Below are 20,647 nucleotides of genomic sequence, written 5' to 3' on the forward strand. Positions count from 1 at the left end.
ATACACCTAAAAACATTGATTATGAAATATCTATTCCTATTCGTACCGCTGTTAATATTGTTCTCTTGTCAAAACTCAGAGCAAGCACAAGTAACGAATCAAAAAGATTACAATAAATTTTTAGTCTCCAGCCCATCAAGGACCACATCCAAATATTATGAGCTATGGAACTCTAAAATTAAACCTGATAGTATGCAATTGACCAGTTTTGGCATTGTTGCAGGAGAATACAATCGTTATTTTCAAAATACAGGTGACATTACGTATTTAAAAAAGGCAGAACAGGCCTTGGAGAAGGCTGTAGAAATCGCCGCTATTGGAAAAGCAGGATATGAGAGGGCTCTTGCTAGAAATTATATTTCTCAGCATAGATTTAGGGAAGCGTTGACCTTGGCAGAAGATGCAAGAAAATGGGGTAGTGGAGTAGAAGATACTCAAAGCTTACTTTTTGATATCCATATGGAATTGGGAAACTATTCCAAAGCCGAACAATATCTCGATAGTATTAAAAATATGTCCCAATTTGGCTACTTGATCCGAGCCGCAAAATGGAACGATTATAAAGGGGATTTGGATACTACCATACGATTTATGGAAATGGCAAAGCAGAAAGCAGAAAATTCCAAGAATAGTGCTTTAATGCTTTGGTCTTATACCAATATTGCCGATTATTATGGACATGCAGGAAAAATAAAGGAGTCTTATGACTATTATTTGAAATCCTTGCAATTAGATCCTAGAAGCGCCTACGCTAAAAAGGGAATTGCTTGGATCGTATTTTCCCATGAAAAAAATCCAGAGGAAGCCTTACGCATCCTAGATTCTGTTACAAAGAATTATAGCGCTCCAGATTATTATCTGTTGAAATCAGAGATTGCAGCTTTTCAGAAAAACGAGCTAGAGTCCCTTGCAAATTTGGACAAGTATTACATGGCCATGCAAAACCCATCTTACGGAGATATGTACAACGCCTATAATGCTTCATTATATTTAGAACAGACTGGGCAATATGAAAAGGCACTAATGATTGCAGAGAAAGAGGTAGAAAACAGGCCTACCCCACACTCCTATGATTTATTAGCTTACGGTTATTTAAAAATTGGGAAAAAGGATAAAGCACTACAAGTGGTCGAGGATTACATAGAAGGCAAAACTTTTGAACCCAATATTCTTTACCATGCGGCGGAAATCTACAAGGCCAATGGCAGGATGTCCAAGGTAGTGGAACTTAAGAAAGAATTATCTGGGGCAGCCTATGAATTGGGACCAGATATGGCTAGTAGAATAACAAAACTCTAAAATCCTTCATTTTTATTTTTAATGGAACGGTCCTAATCGCATTACGGGCCCTGCAAAAAATTGTCTATAATGAAACATTTTATTCTTTTTCTAAAGCTACTTTTTGGGCAAAATTTATTTTGTCAGCTCATCCAAGGAAAGCTTGTTGATGAAAATAAGGATGCAGTGGAAGGTGCCTATATTTTAAATGTTGATAGGGATATGCATACCCATAGCAACGAGGTGGGATATTTTAAATTACAAAATTCTTATCCGGGTGACACTATTTATGTAGGTGCACTAGGATTTAAAAAATTAGAATACATTCTTAGTTCTGATGATTCTAATACCCCAGTGACCTTAATATTAAGGGAAGATCTTTATCAATTAGAAGAAGTAATTATTAGGCCTAATGTCAACGGGATTAATGTAGTATCGGAAATTGATTTAAAGACCGCCCCAGTGAAATCTTCTCAAGACTTGTTACAAAAAGTACCTGGTCTAATCATTGGCCAGCATGCTGGCGGTGGTAAAGCGGAACAGTTGTTCTTAAGGGGATTTGATATAGACCATGGAACAGATATAGCTATAGCGGTAGACGGGATGCCTGTAAATATGGTATCACATGCGCATGGACAAGGTTATGCTGATTTACATTTTGTAATCCCTGAAACTTTGGATAACATAGATTTTGGAAAAGGTCCTTATTATGCTGATCATGGAAATTTTGGAACTGCAGCTTACGTAGATTTTGGCACCAAGCAGCGTTTAAAAAAGAGTACCGTGCAATTTGAATTTGGAGATTTTGGGTGGAACAGAACGTTGGGTATGTTTAATTTAGTAGCAGATGACACTAATTCGGCCTATGTGGCCACAGAATTTATAAGGTTTGACGGTCCTTTTGAATCGCCACAAAATTTCTCAAGAGTTAATATTTTTGGAAAATATACCTCAAAATTAAGTAATAATGGGCTATTTTCTTTATCAGCTTCACATTTTACAAGTACTTGGGATGCTTCGGGACAAATACCACAACGTGCCGTAGATGATGGTAGTATTTCAAGATTTGGTGCTATAGATGATACGGAAGGAGGTTCAACAGAGCGTACTAATTTCAATGTTTCCTTAAAACAAGTCTTAGACGAAGATTCCTTTATAAAGGCGAATGCCTTTTATTCCAATTACAAATTTCTATTGTATTCCAACTTTACTTTTTTTCTTGAAGATCCGATAAATGGAGACCAGATTAGGCAAAAAGAAGAGCGAGCTATTTTTGGACTTAATACAGAATTAAATAAGACGCTGGATTTCATGGATACTCCAGTTTTATTAAGAGTAGGAGCTGGCTTCAGGACAGATGATATTGAGGATAATGAATTGTCACGTACTTTGAATAGAAAAACAACCCTTCAAAACATTCAGTTAGGAGATGTTAGGGAAACTAACGTATTCGGATTTGCCAATCTTGAATTTAAATGGAATAAATGGATGGTGGCACCCGCACTAAGGATAGATGATTTCAGTTTTAATTATGTAGATAAGCTTCAAGAAAATTACGAGAACCAATCGGTGAACAAAACTAAGATTTCACCAAAATTGAATATTGCTTATACCAGTTCCAATGATCTTCAGTTTTTCCTGAAATCGGGCATTGGCTTTCACTCTAATGATACACGAGTTGTAGTTGCACAAAATGGGAATTCTATATTGCCTGCTGCTTATGGTTCTGACTTGGGGACTATTTGGAGGCCTACCAGTAACCTATTATTAAATGCCACGGCTTGGTACCTTTATTTAGAGCAGGAATTTGTATACGTAGGAGATGCAGGTATTGTTGAGCCAAGTGGTAAAACAGAACGATTAGGGTTAGATTTAGGTCTTAGGTATCAATTTACGGATTGGTTATTTTTCAATACAGATGCAACATTAACCCATGCAAGAAGTTTAGAAGACCCAAAAGGAATGGATTACATTCCCCTGGCGCCCGACTTTACCCTGGTTGGGGGATTGAGTATTGTTAACTTGGGACGGCTATCCGGAGGTCTTCGTTTTCGTTATTTGGACGATAGACCCGCCAATGAAGATAACTCCATCATAGCAAGGGGGTACGCAGTTACAGATATCAATGCCAATTATTTAATGACCAAGAACTTATCCTTGGGATTATCCATAGAAAACCTTTTTGATACAGAATGGAACGAGACACAGTTTGCCACTGAATCTAGGTTGCAAAATGAAAATACACCAGTTGAGGAGATTCACTTTACTCCCGGAACCCCTTTTTTTATAAAAGGGAGTCTGAGCTATACATTTTAATGTTAAGGCACTAAGCAGTGTGGTTGCTTAGTGGTTTTTAGGTGGACACCTCGACATTTATGTTGCGGTGTTTTTTTTTGGCAAACGGTGAATATAATAGATAAAAGGTAAAACTTCTACTATCTATTATTCGTAAGTATTCAAAATAGGAAGAACGGGCAATGGCCCAATTAAATAATATGAACCCAAAAAATTACACTATGGACTACTTTCTTTTTATACTTTGGATTTATTCTATGATACATATTACCATTCGACTTTATTTAGCACAACAATCACTTCAAAAGGTACTAAAACGTCAGTCAAAATATATAGTAGACTGAAATTCAAAGGTTTGAATAAAATAGTGACCTGCTTTAATTCTGCTTTTGCCATAGGCCTCCAACTAAATTGGAGGCTTTTTTAATTAAAACAAAGTATAGTATATTTTGCCTGTAAGAATATTAAGAATTAATTAACAATTTATGTAGGAAATATAGGTTGAAATGTATATTTTTATCGTTCTAGTGTATTGATCTTCGTTGTTTTTGATATTCTACGGAAATGAATAACCAGTGTATGTTTATTATCATCTCTTTTTTGCGAACCTAAATCTTTAGTATTATGGCCTACATCCTATTTTTCCTTTGGCTTGCTTTAATGGTATTTTTTGGAGGTTTAATATTCTTTGCATATAGATCCTTGCAGCGAATATTAAAAACGGGGAAATAAACAGCTTGATGAAGTTTACAAAAAGGTAGTTCGTGCTATTGGCCGCCAATAGCGTTAAAATTTACTAGAAATTGTAAACATGTATTTTAGTTGTTTTAACTAAAGATCTCCCCCACTAATACTACGCAAAAAAAAATCTTTTGAAGTGGATAAAAAGTAAACTCCTTAAATTCTTCAAAAGATTTTTTATTTATGTTGGGTCCTATTTAAACTGCTCCTAAAGTATATAATTGTTCTAAGTTAGGAGATTCACTACCTCCCGCAGGTTCTAAGGTAATACCAAAAGCTTCTGACTCGTTAGGGTTAGCAAAGGCAAATACCTTATTGTCATCGCTCTTAAAGTCTTCTAAAAGACCCATGCTAGTTGGTGTAAGTGGACTTAATTTTAAAGACCAAACTTGATAAACCATTCCGTCTGGGGGTTCAGGAAGTCCCTGAGCATCAATAAATACTTTTTGCTCAGCTTTGTTCCAATAGGCTTTTGCATAAGAGGTTGGTGAAACGGTTTGACCGCCTAAGGCAATCACCTCTATATTTTTATCTCTAATGGTATTTAGTAGTTCCTTTGATTTTTCTAAAGTTGTATTCGCTTCAAAAATTTGTTGTTCCAAAACCTCATTAGTTTGTGAAGCAACATTGATTTCAGATTTTAATTCGGTATTTTGATTGTACATCCACAACATTCCCGATGCAAGAAGCACAGAAGCTGCCCATCCAACATAGGTGAACCAATTGGTTTTGGTATCGGTCATTGTTATAACCTTGGTATCACTCAATGACGCTAAACGATTCTTTATGTCATTAAATCCTTTGTTGTCGGAGCGAACAGGAGCTGCGGCTTTGCTTAGGGCTAAGATGGCTGCTTCAATGGACAAAATCTCCTTCTTTATTTCGGGATATTGTTCTGCATTTTGGCTTACCTCCAAATTTTCCTCCTCCGTTAGCGTACCAGCAACGTAGAGCTCTAGAATTCCTGATGTTATATATTTATTTACGTCCATTTTATATCGCTATGTTACCCCTAATTTGTGAAATACAATTTCTGTTTCTGGTTTTTACGGTTCCCACGGGAATCTCCAGTTCATCTGCTGCCTCTTTCTGTGTATATCCCTTAAAATAAAGGAGGTCAATTATTTGAACACATTTTTCTTTTAAGTTCTTCAGTAAGCTTTGTATACCGATTGTATTCATTTTACTATTAAGGTCATCTTTGTTTTCAAGGATACCTACGAAAAAATCGGAAGATAGGTTTTGTTTACTGTTCTTATATGATTTTGATCTTACTTCATCAATTGCAGCATTTCTCGCAATATTTAATATCCATGTAAAAAACCGGCCTTTGGAAGCGTTATAACTTTCGGCATTGTTCCAGGCCTTCATAAAGACATCTTGACAAATTTCTTCGGCAAGATCTGTGTTTTTTACAATGGTATTGATGACTCCGCATATATTCTCAGAATACATTGCATAAAGCTTTTCAAAAGCTTTCATGTCCTTAGACTGAAAATGTGACACTAATACCTCTAATTCCATATACTTTTTTTATGCTTGAATGATAAAAAAAAGCTACTTATTTAAGTAGCTTTTTTATTTGTTATTAGTTCTAATTTTTATCTATTTAATGATGCCCGTGCAACTTACTCTAGCACCTGCATCACCTGAAGGTTGTGATACAAAATCATCCACTCCTTGATGCACGATAACTGCTTTGCCAACAATATTCTTGGTCATATCATCACAACCAATGCACCATTCATCTGTTTCAAATTGCACAGTGGCATTACCTGATGCATCTGCTGTAAAATTACCAATATCTCCTCTGTGGTACCCTTCGGCTACTCCCCATTTTCCGTGATCTTGAAAAGTAGGGTTCCAGTGTCCTCCAGTAGACTTACCATCAGCCGAAGAACAATCGGCTTTTTCATGAATATGAATAGCATGTTCTCCTTCAGTTAAGCCCGTAAGGTTTGCAACCATTTTAACTTTACCTTCAGCCCCTGTAAACGTTACTTCTCCGGTAACTTTGCTATCACTTTTAGGTTCCATGGTAAATTTAATCACCTCTTCGCTAACCTCCTCTTTTATTTCTTGCATGGTCTCTTCCATCTCATCAGTAGCATCTTTAGCTTCTTTTTTTACCTCTTTACAGCTATAAGAAAGAGCTAAGATGGATACAAGAGACATTAATTTTATTTTTTTCATAATTGCTGGTTTAAATGTTCGATTAAAGTTACGTATAATTTAAAGTCCTATCAATCATATAGGCCATAGTTTTCCTGTTTTATACTGAATTATTGGTGGCCATTTTTTTATAAGTTAATTATTGGATGATTAGGGTTAATCAATCAAAACCGATAAAATTTGGGAAGGACTAATCAAGGTTTTATGTACTGGACACCTGTTGGCTATTTCTATAATTCTGACTTTTTGCTTATTATCTAATTTTCCAGTGAGTTTAATTTCGCGTTTAAATGTATCAATAGTTGCATTAGACTCTTGTTCTTTAGGCTCTCCTACTTTTACTGATTTACTACAAGAAGTATGCACCTCTACATTTTGGAGATCCCAACCTTTTCTTTTCGCGTACATTTGAATGGTCATAACCGTACAGGCTGTTAACCCGGCAGCAATCAATTCATGAGGCGATGGACCATAATCCTGTCCACCTACTGAAATAGGCTCATCTGAGGTGAGATAATGTGACCCAACCTTCATCTGAGTGGTAAAACCATCTGCTGCATCTAAACTTCCAATAACTTGATGCTTTGTTTTTAATGTGAGGGTATTGCGATTTTCTATATATTTTCTACTCCATGCAGCAATTACTTCACCGGTATATTCAGAATCATTTTTGTCCATTAAAAGATGGTCTGCATTATCCAAAGATATAAAACTTTTAGGATGGTGTGCAGCTTTATAAAGCGCTTCTGCGTGGCTAATACCAACGATCTTATCAAGGGGTGAATGAAGAAATAATGTTGGAATTCTTAATTGTTGGACCAACTCTAGAAGGGAGCGATTCTCAAGATCATCTAAAAATTGTTTTTTTATGGTAAAATCGCGACCGCCGAGATTAATGGTTGCTTTACCAGTTCTTTGGATTTCATCTAGATTGTTAGTTAGGAGCCCTTTTACATGATTTACATCTGAAGGGGTGCCAATGGTGGCAATGGCCTTTATAGTTGTGATTTTTTCGGAAGCTAATAATGCTGCCACTCCTCCTAAAGAATGACCTATAATAAGGGTTGGGGCTTTATAACTCTCTTTTAAAAAGGATGCCGCAGATAACAAATCCGCCACATTTCTGGAAAGATTTGTTTCTGCAAAATCACCATCACTTTCTCCCAAACCGGTGAAGTCGAATCGAAGTACCCCAAAACCCTTTGATGTTAGAGCCCTACTGATATTTTTGACGGCTAATAGATTTTTATTGCAGGAAAAACAATGGGCGAACACCGCAAAATTATGGGGTTGTTGGTCGGCAGGTAATTCAATCCTGCCTACCAAGGTTTCGCCTTCAGTATTTTTAAAAGTGACCTTCTGAAGATTCATCTATTTTTTCTTTTTACTTAGATCTGGATTAATGAATACACCTATCTGTATCCTATCAAAATTTCCTGAGGTAAAGTGGTTTTTAAGATATCCTAACTGCATACTGCTATTCTTGGTAATTTGGATACCTAATGCTGCATAAAGCCTATTTTGGCCGAAAGCTTCGTCTTGAAGATTAATAAAAATTTCATTATAAAAATTCAGAAAAAATGTATCGGTTAAAGGCAAAGTGGCCTGTAAGCGGTAGCGTGCACGGTGTTGGGTTTCCGTACCATTATTGCTCAAATCCCTAGTATCAATAAAGCGTTGTTCCAATCTGTATCTGTGTTCAATAAGAAACTCCCAAAGTTTGTTTTTTAGGATCAATTGCTCAAAAATTCGGTGTTCTAAAATTTGATTGCCAAGAAATGAGGCATCTTCGAAGGTGGGATCGGTATCTATATAGGCATATCCAAAAGTAACAAAAGTATCTTCGTTCATGTGATAATTAAGCCCTGTTCGTAAGAGTAATTGGTTAAAATTACTTGTTGTCTCATAGTATCTGAATTGAGCTTCTGAATGAACACTTAATTTGTCAGCTATTTTATTGGTGCCAAAATACATGTACCAAGCTCCAAGCTGGTCTTCCCCGGTTTCTTGGGCATTTATACAGAAGGTGAGCATTAGGATACATAATGTGATAATTCTTTTCATAGTGCTATTAAAATTTAAGCTTCCCGTTCTGAAGTTCAAAAGGGGAAGCTTATATGGTTAAAGTTATTTTTTAATTGTCTGATTCCATATGAATCTTGGAGCCATCTTGAATAGGCGCTGCCTTTTCCTTTTTTAAATAAAGATCTAAGAATTCCAATACCTTTCCATAAGCTGTAATTTGATTTTCTTTCTTTACAAACCCATGTCCTTCATCTTCAAATAACACATATTCTACAGGAACCCCGTTTTTCTTAACGCCGGCAACAATCTCATCAGATTCTACTTGAAGTACGCGAGGATCTTGAGAACCTTGTAGCACAATTAATGGCTTTGTCACCTTATCGGTATGGAATAATGGAGATATCTGCCTAAGTCGAATTGAATCAGCGCTATTAGGGTCACCCAGTTCTTTATAAAGCGCTTCTTTCTGGGCCTCCCACCAGGGTGGTATACTTCTCAAAGTCCTTATCCAGTTGGTAACTCCAAATAAATTTACTCCGACTGCAAATTCCTCAGGCGTAAATGTCAGTGCAGCCATGGTCATATAACCTCCATAAGATCCTCCAATAATTCCAATTTTTGAAGCATCAATTTCTGGTTGATTGGCCAACCAATTTTTTCCTTCAACACAATCCTTTAAATCCTTGTCTCCATGATTTAGATCGTCCATTTGGTAAAAGGACTTGCCGTAACCACTACTACCCCTATTGTTAACCGCTAGAACAGCATACCCATGATTGACAAGATATTGTATAAAAGAACTGAAATTTTGTCTGGACTGACCTCCTGGACCACCATGCACCCAGACTAGGGCTGGAACCTTTTTATCTGCTGTGGCTTGATGTGGCTTATAATAAATAGCAGGAATTTCCACACCATCAAAGGATGTATAACGGATAACCTCTGCAGTGACCAGATCTTGTCCTTGAATTTCGTTATTCAAAACATGTGTAAGTTGATTCTGTTTTTTAGTGTCTAAATTGTAGACATATAGGTTAGAGGGGGTTTGTGATCCTCCAGCATAAAAACGCATCAATTTTTCATCGTCTGAAAAGCGAACATCGGTGATGTCCATACTATCAAAAGTAGGCAACTCAATATTTTTGCCAGTGGCCACTTCCATTACTTCAATCATATTCTTAGCATCTTGGTTGATGTAGGTCACTTGAAAAGTACCGTTTTCCGTAAAATAGCTGCCCGAAATATCCCATTTGCGCTCCATGACCTTCTCATAGGTCTTGTCCTTAATATTATATTTCATGAGATAGGCGAATTCTGCCCCGTCGTCCGTGGTATAATATAAGGAGTTGCCATCTGGGGAAAAATCTTCCCCGCTATTGGCACTTTGGTTCTGATTTATTTTGGTCATGGATTTCTCTTTTCTGTTGTAAAGAAATAAATCCGAATCATTAGTGTTTATAGGCTTAATTAACAAGATTAGATTCTTGTCATCAGAAATAGGACCAATATAATACCCATCTTCATTTTTGTACATCAAGGTAGGAGTGAAGGTCTCCAAATCCATCTCATAAAGATCGGTATATCTTTTGTCCCGTTTATTGGACGTGTACAGAAAACTATTTTTGGCTTTCGTCCAACCATAAAATGAGGCCTTTGCCCCAGTATCTGGGGTGAGATCTTTATGAGTGCCATCAATGTTTCTTATGTAGATGTGATCAATCTCATCTCCATTATTATCCATAGTAAAGAGCATACGCTCATCCTTTGGAAAGTAAGAAATGGCAAACACTGATGAAGTGTCTGAAGCGGATACTGGCATAAATTCTCCTCCTTCAACCGCAACAGTATACATATTGTAAATTCCCGAACGATTACTGGAAACTAATAATTTTGACTGGTCTGGAGAAAAACTCCCACCGTTGATGGATTCGTTATCCATCATCTGTTCTATAGTATAGGTTTTTAGATTGTCTGCTATAGTTGGTGCGGAATCTTCTTTCTTATCCTTACACCCCCACATGAGGACTATGGATAATAGGGTGATAATTTTTTTCATCTTTTTTAGATTAGTTCATCATAAATTTTTTGGTTTCCTTAAAGGGAGAATTATCCAATTGCTCTATGGATACTCTGTAATTCTTCCATTTAGTATCAAAAAAGGTGTTGGTGGCCTCCAAGGCTTTTGCAAGCTCCTCTTCAGCATATTGCACCAATTTCTTCTCTGTGGTGGTAATCCCATTTTGCCTGCTTTCTACATACCCACTAGCCACGCCAATACGTTGCATTACAGTTATTTCAGGATTTCTAGTAATTCCCTGACGCTTATCGTCTTTACCTAGGTAAAGAGCCATAACAGTATCTATTTCCTTTATAATGTCACTAGAGGCCTTGATCTGGTCTTTGTACTTTTCTTTATCTAGTTCTTTCAAATCTTTTTGGCTTTGCTCGGCCACAACCTTACTTTCTGCCAATTGTTTTACGGCATTTGCCGCGGTCTGTGCATACCCTTCCAATGTTTTTGAAATCTCGTAAATCTCATTAATGGAGGCAGTGGAAACATCTAGCCTAGGATCAGATTTTACTTCAATCATGGTTTCACCCGTAGCTTCTCCGTATGAGATTACTACTTTATAGGTTCCTGGTTTTACCTTCACTCCACTAGGCTCTGTTTTTCTTTTGCTAATTTTTCTAGACGCTCTATCTGGACCTTTTTCATCCATTCTCCAATAGATTCGATGAAAGCCTGCTTTCTCTGGTGTCTTATATTTTAAGGTTCTAATTAAGCGGTCTCCATCATAGATGTTGAATGCAATAGAATCTTTTGTCTTCACATCTTTTTTGTCCTCCTCCTTAGATTCTTCTCCATCGTTGTCCTCTTTTTTATCGTCTTTGGAATCGGCCTTTTTACCTTCTTTTAAGTAGTAGGTGATCATAGCTCCTTCTTTTCTATTCTCACCATTATATAAATCATCGGCTCCAAATCTACTTCCTGTGGGTTGTTGATATGCCGCTTGATAGGCCGTTGGTGGTGTGAAAATGGAAATCTCCTTATTTAAAATGGTCTTATCCGAGGTTATAGCTCGTAATGGGCGTATATCATCTAATACCCATGCGGCCCTTCCAAAGGTTCCAATCACTAAATCTTGTTCCCTTGGGTGAATCGCTAAATCCTTTGTAGAAACTGTAGGAAAACCTTCGGTCCATTTCTGCCATTGGGTTCCAGCATCCATAGTAACATACAATCCGTCATCGGTACCCATGAACATTAAGTTAGGGTTTTCAGTATCTTCAATGATGGATAAGGTATATCCTTTTACATCTGATTGATCCACAATGCGCTCCCATGTTTTACCATAGTTCTTTGTTCTGTAGGCGTAAGGCGTATAGTTGAACCTTCTGTAATCATTGGCGATTAATAAGGCTTCTCCTTTATTTTTACTTGAGGCCCTTATTTGTGGAATCCAGCTTCCTGCCGGTAATCCTTTAATATTGGCAGTAACTTCGGTCCAAGTTGTTCCCCCATTTTGGGTATAATGTACACGTCCATCATCCGTACCAATCCACATCATATCCTTCTCTATAGAAGATGGCTCTATTACTAAAATGGTACAATGGTTTTCGGCACCTGTGGCATCCATGGTGAGTCCACCACTTTCACTTTGTTTTTGTTTTTCGGGATCATTGGTGGTCAAGTCCGGGGAAATGACTTTCCATGTGAGACCTTTATCCGTACTCTTGTGTACAAATTGGCTCCCAAAATAAACGGTACTGTTATCAAAAGGATCTTGTCCTATCCCAGAATTCCAGTTGAAGCGTAGCTTTGTTTCCGCATCTGGTGGAGTAGGTCTTACAATATAGTTGTTTCCTGTTTTCCAATCGTAGCGAGAAACATATCCTTGCTGACTCATGGCATAACCAAATTGAGAGTCATCCTTGTCTGGTACAACATCAAAGCCATCGCCAAAAGCAATCTCTTGCCAGTAACTATTTCGGATCCCTTGTTCTTTCCAAACGTACGCAGGTCCTCTCCAAGAACCGTTGTCCTGCATACCCCCGTATACATTATAAGGGAACTCGTTATCAGTACTGATATGATAAAACTGGGCCACGGGAAGGTTTCCGATAAACCTCCATGATTGTCCACCATCTTTGGTGATGTTCATTCCCCCATCATTTCCATCCATCATAAATTGGCCGTTCTCTGGATGAATCCACCAGGCGTGGTGATCTGGGTGAACCCCATTATCCGCGCCATATGCAGGCATTAATTCCTTGAAATTTTTTCCGCCATCTTCAGATACATTAATATAAGTAAAGACAGAATAAACTCTATTTTCATTCTGTGGATCTACATAGATCTCAGAATAATAAAAAGGTCTATTTCCTATATCTTCCTTATCATTTATTTTTTCCCATTTAAAACCACCATCAGTAGATTTGTAGAGGGCATTTTTTTTGGCCTCCACTAAAGCGTAGACTACATTGGGTTTGTTTCTGGCTATAGCAATCCCAATTCTACCCAATTCTCCTTTTGGTAATCCTTCCTTCTCGGTTAGTTTCTTCCATGTTTTTCCTCCATCATGGGTCATATGCAAGCCACTACCTTCTCCGCCTGATTTAAAGAACCAAGGGTCTCTTTTATGTTCCCACATGGCCGCAATTAATTTATTTGGATTTGTAGGGTCCATAACAAGATCGGCAACACCTGTTTTATTATTGACAAAAAGAATTTTTTCCCAGGTGGCTCCGCCGTCCGTTGTTTTGAATACCCCTCTTTCTGGGTGTTCTCCCCAAGGCGATCCAATAGCACCCACATAAACCGTATTTGGATCAGTTGGGTCTATTACTATTCTATGGATGTGTCTTGTTTTTTCTAATCCCATGGAAATCCAGTTCTTGCCGCCATCCAAGGATTTGTAAATACCATACCCACCATTTAAACTATTTCTTGGGTTCCCTTCTCCAGTACCTACCCAAATAACAGAGGGATTGGATTGTTGGATGGCTACTGCCCCAATAGAAGCAGTTACCTCTTTATTGAAAATTGGTTCCCATTTGATTCCTCCGGAGGTAGATTTCCAAAGGCCACCAGAAGCAGTTCCTACATACATGACATCAGGATTGTCATGTACCGCGTCTATGGCGGTCACACGGCCACTCATCCCAGCCGGACCTATGTTTCTTGGTTTTAAATCTTGGACCATGTCCATTGTAAATTGTTGTGCAGATGTGCACAGTGATGCGAAAAGCATCACTAGAAGAAGTAATTTTTTAGTCATCTTATAAATCGGTTAATTAGTCGTTTTAAAGATAACCAAATCTAACTACAGTATTCTTAAAGGTCTGTTAAGGAATTAGTTGTTGGGATATGCAACAAAAAGGGAAACCATAACATTGCTTGCACAGTATTTTTGGTATCCCTTTGTTATTTAGTTATTTAAGCTTCTGTAACTTTTTATTCAGGAGCCTACTCGTTTTTATAAACCACTCCATTTTTCATCACAAATTTAACATCCTTCATTTTGGAAATATCCTTCATTGGATTCCCATCTATGGCAATGATGTCTGCCAAGAAGTCCTTTTTTACCTCCCCAAGGTTTTTTAGGTGGAAAATACGTGCATTGCCTGATGTTGCGGCCTGCAGAGATGCTAAGGAAGTCATTCCATAAGCTACCATAAGTTCCAGTTCCCTACTATTTTCACCATGGGTAAATACCCCTACATCACCACCAAAAACAATATCCACCCCTGCTTGTAAGGCCAATTTAAAAGATTCTTTTTTCTCGGTAATACGTTCTGGCTCCTTACCTGTTAGCTTGTTCCAACCATTGTATTGTTCTATGGCATCGCCCGCTGCTAGGGTAGGGCAAAGGGCTACTCCTTTTTCCTTCATCAATTTAAAGATTTCTAAAGTGCCACCATCTCCATGTTCTATGGTCTCAACGCCTCCTAAAATTGCTCTGCGCATTCCCTCAGGTGTTCCGGCATGTGCTACCACATATTTACCGGCACTTGTTGCGGTGGCTACCATAGCCTCTATTTCTTCCAATAGGAAAGTGGGCTGGGAGGGTTCCCCACTACCCCAACGGTAGTCTGCATATATTTTGATAAAATTGGCTCCATTGCCCATTTGTCTACGAACGGTTCTTATAACTTCTTCTGTTCCGCTGGCCTCTTCGGCTCCTAAAGGGACATGAACCCCATCGTGAAAGCCTTTTGGGCCATAGGCACCCGTGGCAACAATAGCTGGGCCTGCAACCAAAAGTCGAGGGCCACTTATGATTCCTTCCTCAATAGTTTTTTTAAGATAAACATCACTATAACCTGCGCCTTCCGCACCTAAATCGCGCATGGTGGTGATCCCTGCCATAAGTGAGTTTTTGGCATGTACCGTGCCTCTTATGGCTCTTTCCACTGGGGATTCCTTTAATACCTGGTCGTTCCAAGAGGTTTCGTTATACGGATGTAGCAAAAGGTGGGAATGACCTTCTATAAGACCTGGCATTAAAGTCATGCCGTCTAATTTTATTTCAGAAGTATAGGATAATGGTTTCAAGTCTCCTTCCTTTCCTGCGAAGGCAATAGTATTACCATTCACTAAAACCACCCAATTATCATGTAGTGCTTTTCCATCAAAAACCCTATCGGGTCTTAAAAGAGTTTGTGAAAAGGTAAGTGTGGTGGTAAAGGTTAAGGCAAGGGTAATAAGTATCCTCATTTTCTATCGTATTTATAAGTTAGGTTTTTTTCTATGTTTGGTTCCTTGTTCATAGGAATAGGTCAATTTTATCAAGGTAGGTTCAGCGTACATACGTCCCAGAAATTGTAAGCCTACGGGGAGATTTCCTTTTATAAAGCCCATTGGTACTGTAAATGCAGGCTGTCCTGTATGTGGCGCAATTACCTGACTATTATCTCCTTTATATTCCTCTTCAAAATGAGCTATGGTAGCAGGTCTGTTGTTCCAACTAGGATAAACTATGGCATCTAAATTCATTTCGTTCATCACCTTTTCAATGGCAGTGCGAAAAGCGATACTTCTTTCATCTTCATAAACGTTTGCACATGGAATTTCTGGGGCGGACGATCGTCCGTTTGGAGCATCGCGAAAATAAATGACACCTTCCTCAGCGTACACCGATTTGGAACCGATTCTTGCAATATCCTCAAGGGTTGCTATGGTATCGTTTTTTACAAATTCAGATAGGTAATTTTCTAGGTCTTGTTTAAATGCGTCACACCATTGATTCTTCCTTAATTCAGAAAAATTGGGAATTTCTATCGAATCCAAAATGGTTGCACCTAAGCCTTCCATATCTTTAATTGCTGCATTGAAAAGTAGTGTGATCTCTTTATCGGGGTTGTTATCGCTTAGCTCCCGCAAGACACCTATTCTGGAGCCCTTTAAACCATTTATATCTAAAAAATTGGTATAATCTTTTGCTACTTTTCCGTCGGAATTTTTTGTTATCGGATCTTTGGGATCATAACCCGAAATCATATTCAGAACCTTTGTAGCGTCTTCAACGGTGCGGCACATTGGCCCTCCAATGTCATTTCTAAGGTAAAGCGGGATGATACCGGCTCTGCTTGTTAGTCCCATGGTACTTCTAAAACCTACAAGCGCATTATGTGAAGAAGGCCCTCTAATAGAATTACCTGTGTCAGAACCCAGACCAATAACCCCAAAATTGGCTGCAATGGAAGCTGCTGTACCACCACTTGAACCCGCTGGAACATAGTCTGTGTTGTAGGGATTGTGTGTTGTTCCATGGGTAGAGCTTTCTGAGTGCATAGGGCTAAAGGCCCATTCTGCCATATTGGACTTTGCAATAATAATAGCCCCCGCATCAATTAATTGCTGTACCATGGTAGCATTGCTATCAGGTCTAAAATCCTTTAACGCTAAGGATCCAGCAGTTGTGGGCATTCCAATGGTATTAAAATTGTCCTTTACAATCATGGGAATTCCATGAAGCGGACGTAGCTTTCCCGTGGATTTAAATTCTTCATCTAGTCTTTTAGCAATTGCCAAAGCTTCAGGGTTGATATAAGTAATAGCATTGATACTACTGTCTTTTGTTTTTATCCTGTCGATAAAGGCTTGTACCAATTGTTCACTATTGTAGACTCCTTTGCTATAATTAGAATGTATTTCCGATATGGTCAATTCATCTAAACTAATATTGGTTTTTTTTTCTTGCTTGCAACCTATGGTAAGGAAGAGAAAAATTAAGATTGAGACTACTTTTTTCATAATCAATTGTCTATAGCATTATTGGCGATGTCTGCCAATTTTTTTGCTATCATTTCTTGTGAAAGCCATTTCCCCTGTACCATTACCCCTGATATCTGTTTAAAAGCTTCTGTGTTTTCCAAAGGATTGGCATTTAATAGAACCATATCGGCAGCTTGCCCTTCCTTAATTTCTCCAAATGACCCTTCCATTCCAAAGAATATAGCGGGATTTATGGTTCCCGATTGAAGAATTTCCAATGGGGTAAGACCAGCTAAACGCATACCTTCTATCTCATGCTGAATCGAGAATCCAGGTACGTTAAATAATTGGGGGGCATCAGAACCCAGCAACATCCCATGACCTCCGTCCTGCAATTTTTTAATCAGTTCCCTTCTTATGGCTGTGAATTGATCCCATTGTTTCGTGTCAAAATTGGTATTCGGACCCGTGTACTCATCTTTTCTTTTCTTCCAGTCTGCCAAGGTGGAAGTTGGCATATATTTCATTTCGGGCTGTAGTAAAAGTTCATCTGAACTTACCGGGGCAAACCAGCGTTCAAATAAACTTTGAGTTGGAACGATCCATATTTTATGTTCTTTGGCCATTTGTACTAGCTCATCCATTTTTGATAGGTCAGCTAGTGGGGTGAAATCATATCCGAAAAAGCCATTTTTTGTAGGATCTATATTCTTGCTTTCCGGCACCAATCCTTCTAAAAAGCCGTCTACATGATCTATTGCCGCATATTTACTTTTTAAGGCATGCCTAATACCAACAGCAACAGGTACATGACCAGCAAATGGTATTCCCACCTCATTAGCGGTTAGCACTACTTGGTCAAACACATCCAATTGGATACCAGGGTGTATTTTCAGAAAATCATATCCTTCTTTTTTATACGTTGATATCTTTTCTATCGCTTCAGCTTTGGTTGGCACGGAATTTCCATTTAAGGATGGACTAGCAGTAAAGATTCTGGGACTTACTAGTTCACCTTTCTCTACTTTTTCACGCAAAGCCAAATGGGACGGATGTCCTAGCATACCCCTAATAGTAGTTATGCCATTAGAGAGATATAAAAAAAGAGTCTCTTCAATCCGTTCTTCACTCGTGGGAGGCTGGGGGATATGCGCATGCATTTCCGCCAGTCCAGGGATAAGGTATTTGCCTTTAGCATCAATTTGGGTAGTGAAATCTTCTGAGTGCTCAATAGATGGTTGGATGCTTTTTATTTTGCCGGAATCTATAATTACTTGTTGACTTTCTAAGATTTGTCCGTTTCTAACATCAATAACATTGGCATTGGTAAATAGTATGGCAGTTTGGCTCACTTTTTCCTTACCAGGAGCGCAAGAAAATAAGATGGCAAAACTTAAAAGAAGGCTGATTTTTTTCATTGCTATTGGAATCTTACTTTATTAATGATTTTAACATGGTTGTTAATTGTTCCTTATTGTAAATCTTAGAGCTCTGAATTACAGTATTTATTCTTTGAGTATTTTTAATATCTTCCAATGGGTTTGCATCCAAAAGGACTAAATCGGCTTGTTTGCCTAATGCAATTGTACCATATGCCTTATCTTTCTTTAGGTAATGTGCGCCATTATAGGCCGAAGTTCTCAGAGCTTCCAAGGGGGTCATTCCTATTTGGACCATGGCTTGTAATTCTTTATGCAAGGAGATGCCGGGATAGGTATAGGAATTATAAGCGCCACTATCCGATCCGGCCAAAAGTTTTACACCAGCATCATTTAATGACTTTGTCAATGTTCCAAAAAAGCGGTCTAGTTCTTTCCTGTCTTTTCTTGCTTTCTCAGAGGCATTCAAAGCACCTTTGATTCTACCTTTATACGATTTTATTATACCCTTTCCCATGTATTTTAAATAGGGGTCGTCCTTATGGTTTACCTCGTCCAAATAACTCAAGTTTTTTCCGATATGTAGGGTAGGGACAACGTACACATTTTTATTTTTTAAAAGGGAAAAGGTATTTTGGGCTGTACTTGTTTGATACCCTTCCATTAACAGTGGCATGGCCTCCCAAAATCCTATCTCTTTGTTTTTTAGCATTTGGGTGACTTCTGTTTCTACAGCAGAACAACCCTTCATGATATAATAAAGATGCTCAACAGCGTCTATACCAGCATCTACAGTTTCCTTTAGGGTAACGGTGAAGGGCATATGTCCTGAGGTAATAAGTCCTCTTTTATCTGTTTCTTTTAAGGTTTTAAGATAGGCTTCTCCAGAAATTCGGCTGTCGTATAATTTTACAAAATCTGTTTGTAGCGATTCTAAAGAGTCCAATGCCTTTGTGATATCTTCATCTGTAACAACTTCAAGGGATCCAGCCCAAGTACCGTCGGGACCATCTATTTTTGGTCCTGAAGTATAAATTGTGGGACCGTCCAACGAACCGGCAGCAATTTCTTTTTTCCATTGCATAACACTAGAGGTCAAATCTCCGCCAGCATCGCGCACTGTGGTAATGCCATTGGCAAGAAATAAAGGAAGCAGATTTTTATTTTCTGATATTAGGCTATCTCCACCTCTAAAGTGGGTATGATTATCCCAAAAGCCAGGAAGGATATAGGTAGCTGAGGCATCTATTATTTTATCCGCTTTAAAGCGGCCTTCCCCTCCAGAGGATTCAATTTTAGCAATTTTTCCATCTCTGATATAAAGATCTTGATTTGTTATTTTGCCCGTGACAAGGTCAATAATTTGCCCATTTTGGATGACAATGTCATAAGATTCCAATGCTATAGTATTACAGCTGGTTAAAATAAAATATGCTAGGATAGGGAGAATATATTTTTGAAGTTTCATGCTTCTAAAAATAATTCAAATTAATTGAAGGCCATCAACTTTACATCAAAGATTTATTTTAATTGCTTAAATGAGACCTAGGTTACAATCAATTGGGTGCTATTTGTTAATAAAGCGTCTGATGCCGATAAACAAAATAATAAATAAGGAATAACCGATAAAAAAAGGTATGATATAATGAGAGAGATCAAGGGCTAACATGACACTAATAATCAATAATTGGAAACCTAATCCAAAAGTGGAAACGGCTGTCATAAACCACTTAGGTAGAATATCACCTTCCGGTGCTTCCCTATCCATGCGATAGATAATATTGTCAAATATTCCGTAGCAAAATTTATACATAGCAAAAAGAATATTTACATTGCGCTGTTTTTCACCTTTTAAAGCTACAGGAACCTTGTCTTCAAAAATACGACTAGTCGTGTCCCCATTATTTTGGTTCCTCAATATCACATAGTAATAATTGTATAACGTTCCCTGCAATTGAATTCCGGCGAATGCCAATAGGGTGTATGCTAAGCTACTATCGGTTATGTGCCAGATGGTCAACAAGAAAAAGAAGTTGAGGATGATATCGGATACAGAATCCAAATAACGGCCCGTATAGGACGGTTTATTTTTTATGCGTGCAAGTTCTCCATCAGCCGCATCCAAGATTGATTTTAGAATAAGAAAAAATCCTGTGGCCATAAAATATTGGTGATACATGCATAAAATGGCAAGTATTCCAGAAATGATGAAACCAATGGTGACGTGTATTGGCGTAAAGGATGTATTCTGCAGTACTTTGGCAATAACTACTGCTGCCGGTCTGCCGTAATCTGACAGATCCAAAAATTGATTCTCTTTGGGTAATTTAGACATTACGTATCAAGATCCAAGGCAAAAAATTGAAACTAAAAACGAAAACACGCTGGTTTAGTTATACTTTGGAAAAGATCTGTCGCAAAGATAGCACTATAATTACTATTCCATACCCAAAATCAAAAAGGGAAATCTTAGAAAGCTGATAAATGAATGGTTTATTGCTATTTGATAAGTAGGTTGGCCTTTTGGTATACCATTTCT

Annotated in this window: 14 protein-coding genes; 2 read left to right on the top strand and 12 right to left on the bottom strand. The window is 38.1% G+C overall.

All coding sequences use genetic code 11. From position 1 onward, the window contains the following. The first annotated feature begins 21 nt into the window (after window positions 1–21). Complete coding sequence (locus tag ABXZ36_RS13805) at window positions 22–1,299, top strand: tetratricopeptide repeat protein (RefSeq protein ID WP_354616267.1); 1,278 nt, start codon at window positions 22–24, stop codon at window positions 1,297–1,299. A 69-nt stretch (window positions 1,300–1,368) separates the two neighbouring features. Further along, window positions 1,369–3,594: a TonB-dependent receptor gene (locus ABXZ36_RS13810; RefSeq protein ID WP_354616268.1), complete on the top strand. Its 2,226-nt coding sequence runs from the start codon at window positions 1,369–1,371 to the stop codon at window positions 3,592–3,594. A 917-nt stretch (window positions 3,595–4,511) separates the two neighbouring features. Here the strand turns inward: ABXZ36_RS13810 and ABXZ36_RS13815 are convergent. The 12 genes from ABXZ36_RS13815 to ABXZ36_RS13870 form a co-directional block, all read right to left on the bottom strand. Continuing rightward, window positions 4,512–5,306, bottom strand: a complete 795-nt coding sequence (locus ABXZ36_RS13815) for an anti-sigma factor (protein WP_354616269.1) — start codon at window positions 5,304–5,306, stop codon at window positions 4,512–4,514. A 1-nt stretch (window position 5,307) separates the two neighbouring features. Beyond that, complete coding sequence (locus tag ABXZ36_RS13820) at window positions 5,308–5,838, bottom strand: RNA polymerase sigma factor (protein ID WP_354616270.1); 531 nt, start codon at window positions 5,836–5,838, stop codon at window positions 5,308–5,310. 81 nt (window positions 5,839–5,919) lie between these two features. Further along, complete coding sequence (locus ABXZ36_RS13825; RefSeq protein ID WP_354616271.1) at window positions 5,920–6,507, bottom strand: superoxide dismutase family protein; 588 nt, start codon at window positions 6,505–6,507, stop codon at window positions 5,920–5,922. Window positions 6,508–6,642: 135 nt separating this feature from the next. Then, the gene (locus ABXZ36_RS13830; protein WP_354616272.1) at window positions 6,643–7,857 is read right to left on the bottom strand and encodes a bifunctional alpha/beta hydrolase/OsmC family protein; all 1,215 of its coding nucleotides are present in this window, start codon (window positions 7,855–7,857) and stop codon (window positions 6,643–6,645) included. After that, window positions 7,858–8,550: a DUF2490 domain-containing protein gene (locus ABXZ36_RS13835; protein WP_354616273.1), complete on the bottom strand. Its 693-nt coding sequence runs from the start codon at window positions 8,548–8,550 to the stop codon at window positions 7,858–7,860. Between the two features lie 70 nt (window positions 8,551–8,620). Further along, window positions 8,621–10,567, bottom strand: a complete 1,947-nt coding sequence (locus tag ABXZ36_RS13840) for a S9 family peptidase (RefSeq protein WP_354616274.1) — start codon at window positions 10,565–10,567, stop codon at window positions 8,621–8,623. Between the two features lie 10 nt (window positions 10,568–10,577). Continuing rightward, the gene (locus tag ABXZ36_RS13845) at window positions 10,578–13,790 is read right to left on the bottom strand and encodes a WD40/YVTN/BNR-like repeat-containing protein (protein WP_354616275.1); all 3,213 of its coding nucleotides are present in this window, start codon (window positions 13,788–13,790) and stop codon (window positions 10,578–10,580) included. 188 nt (window positions 13,791–13,978) lie between these two features. Next, a complete protein-coding gene (locus ABXZ36_RS13850) occupies window positions 13,979–15,229 on the bottom strand; it encodes a metal-dependent hydrolase family protein (protein ID WP_354616276.1) in 1,251 nt (416 codons plus the stop codon). A 12-nt stretch (window positions 15,230–15,241) separates the two neighbouring features. After that, on the bottom strand, window positions 15,242–16,768 hold the full coding sequence (locus ABXZ36_RS13855; protein WP_354616277.1) for an amidase: 1,527 nt from the start codon (window positions 16,766–16,768) through the stop codon (window positions 15,242–15,244). 2 nt (window positions 16,769–16,770) lie between these two features. Then, entirely contained in the window at window positions 16,771–18,147 is a 1,377-nt protein-coding gene (locus ABXZ36_RS13860) for an amidohydrolase family protein (protein ID WP_354616278.1), read from the bottom strand. 13 nt (window positions 18,148–18,160) lie between these two features. Then, window positions 18,161–19,576, bottom strand: a complete 1,416-nt coding sequence (locus ABXZ36_RS13865) for an amidohydrolase family protein (RefSeq protein ID WP_354616279.1) — start codon at window positions 19,574–19,576, stop codon at window positions 18,161–18,163. 99 nt (window positions 19,577–19,675) lie between these two features. Next, window positions 19,676–20,443: a CDP-alcohol phosphatidyltransferase family protein gene (locus tag ABXZ36_RS13870; protein WP_354616280.1), complete on the bottom strand. Its 768-nt coding sequence runs from the start codon at window positions 20,441–20,443 to the stop codon at window positions 19,676–19,678. Between the last annotated feature and the right edge of the window lie 204 nt (window positions 20,444–20,647).

Source organism: Sediminicola arcticus, assembly GCF_040566695.1.
GTDB classification, from domain to species: Bacteria; Bacteroidota; Bacteroidia; order Flavobacteriales; family Flavobacteriaceae; genus Sediminicola; species Sediminicola arcticus.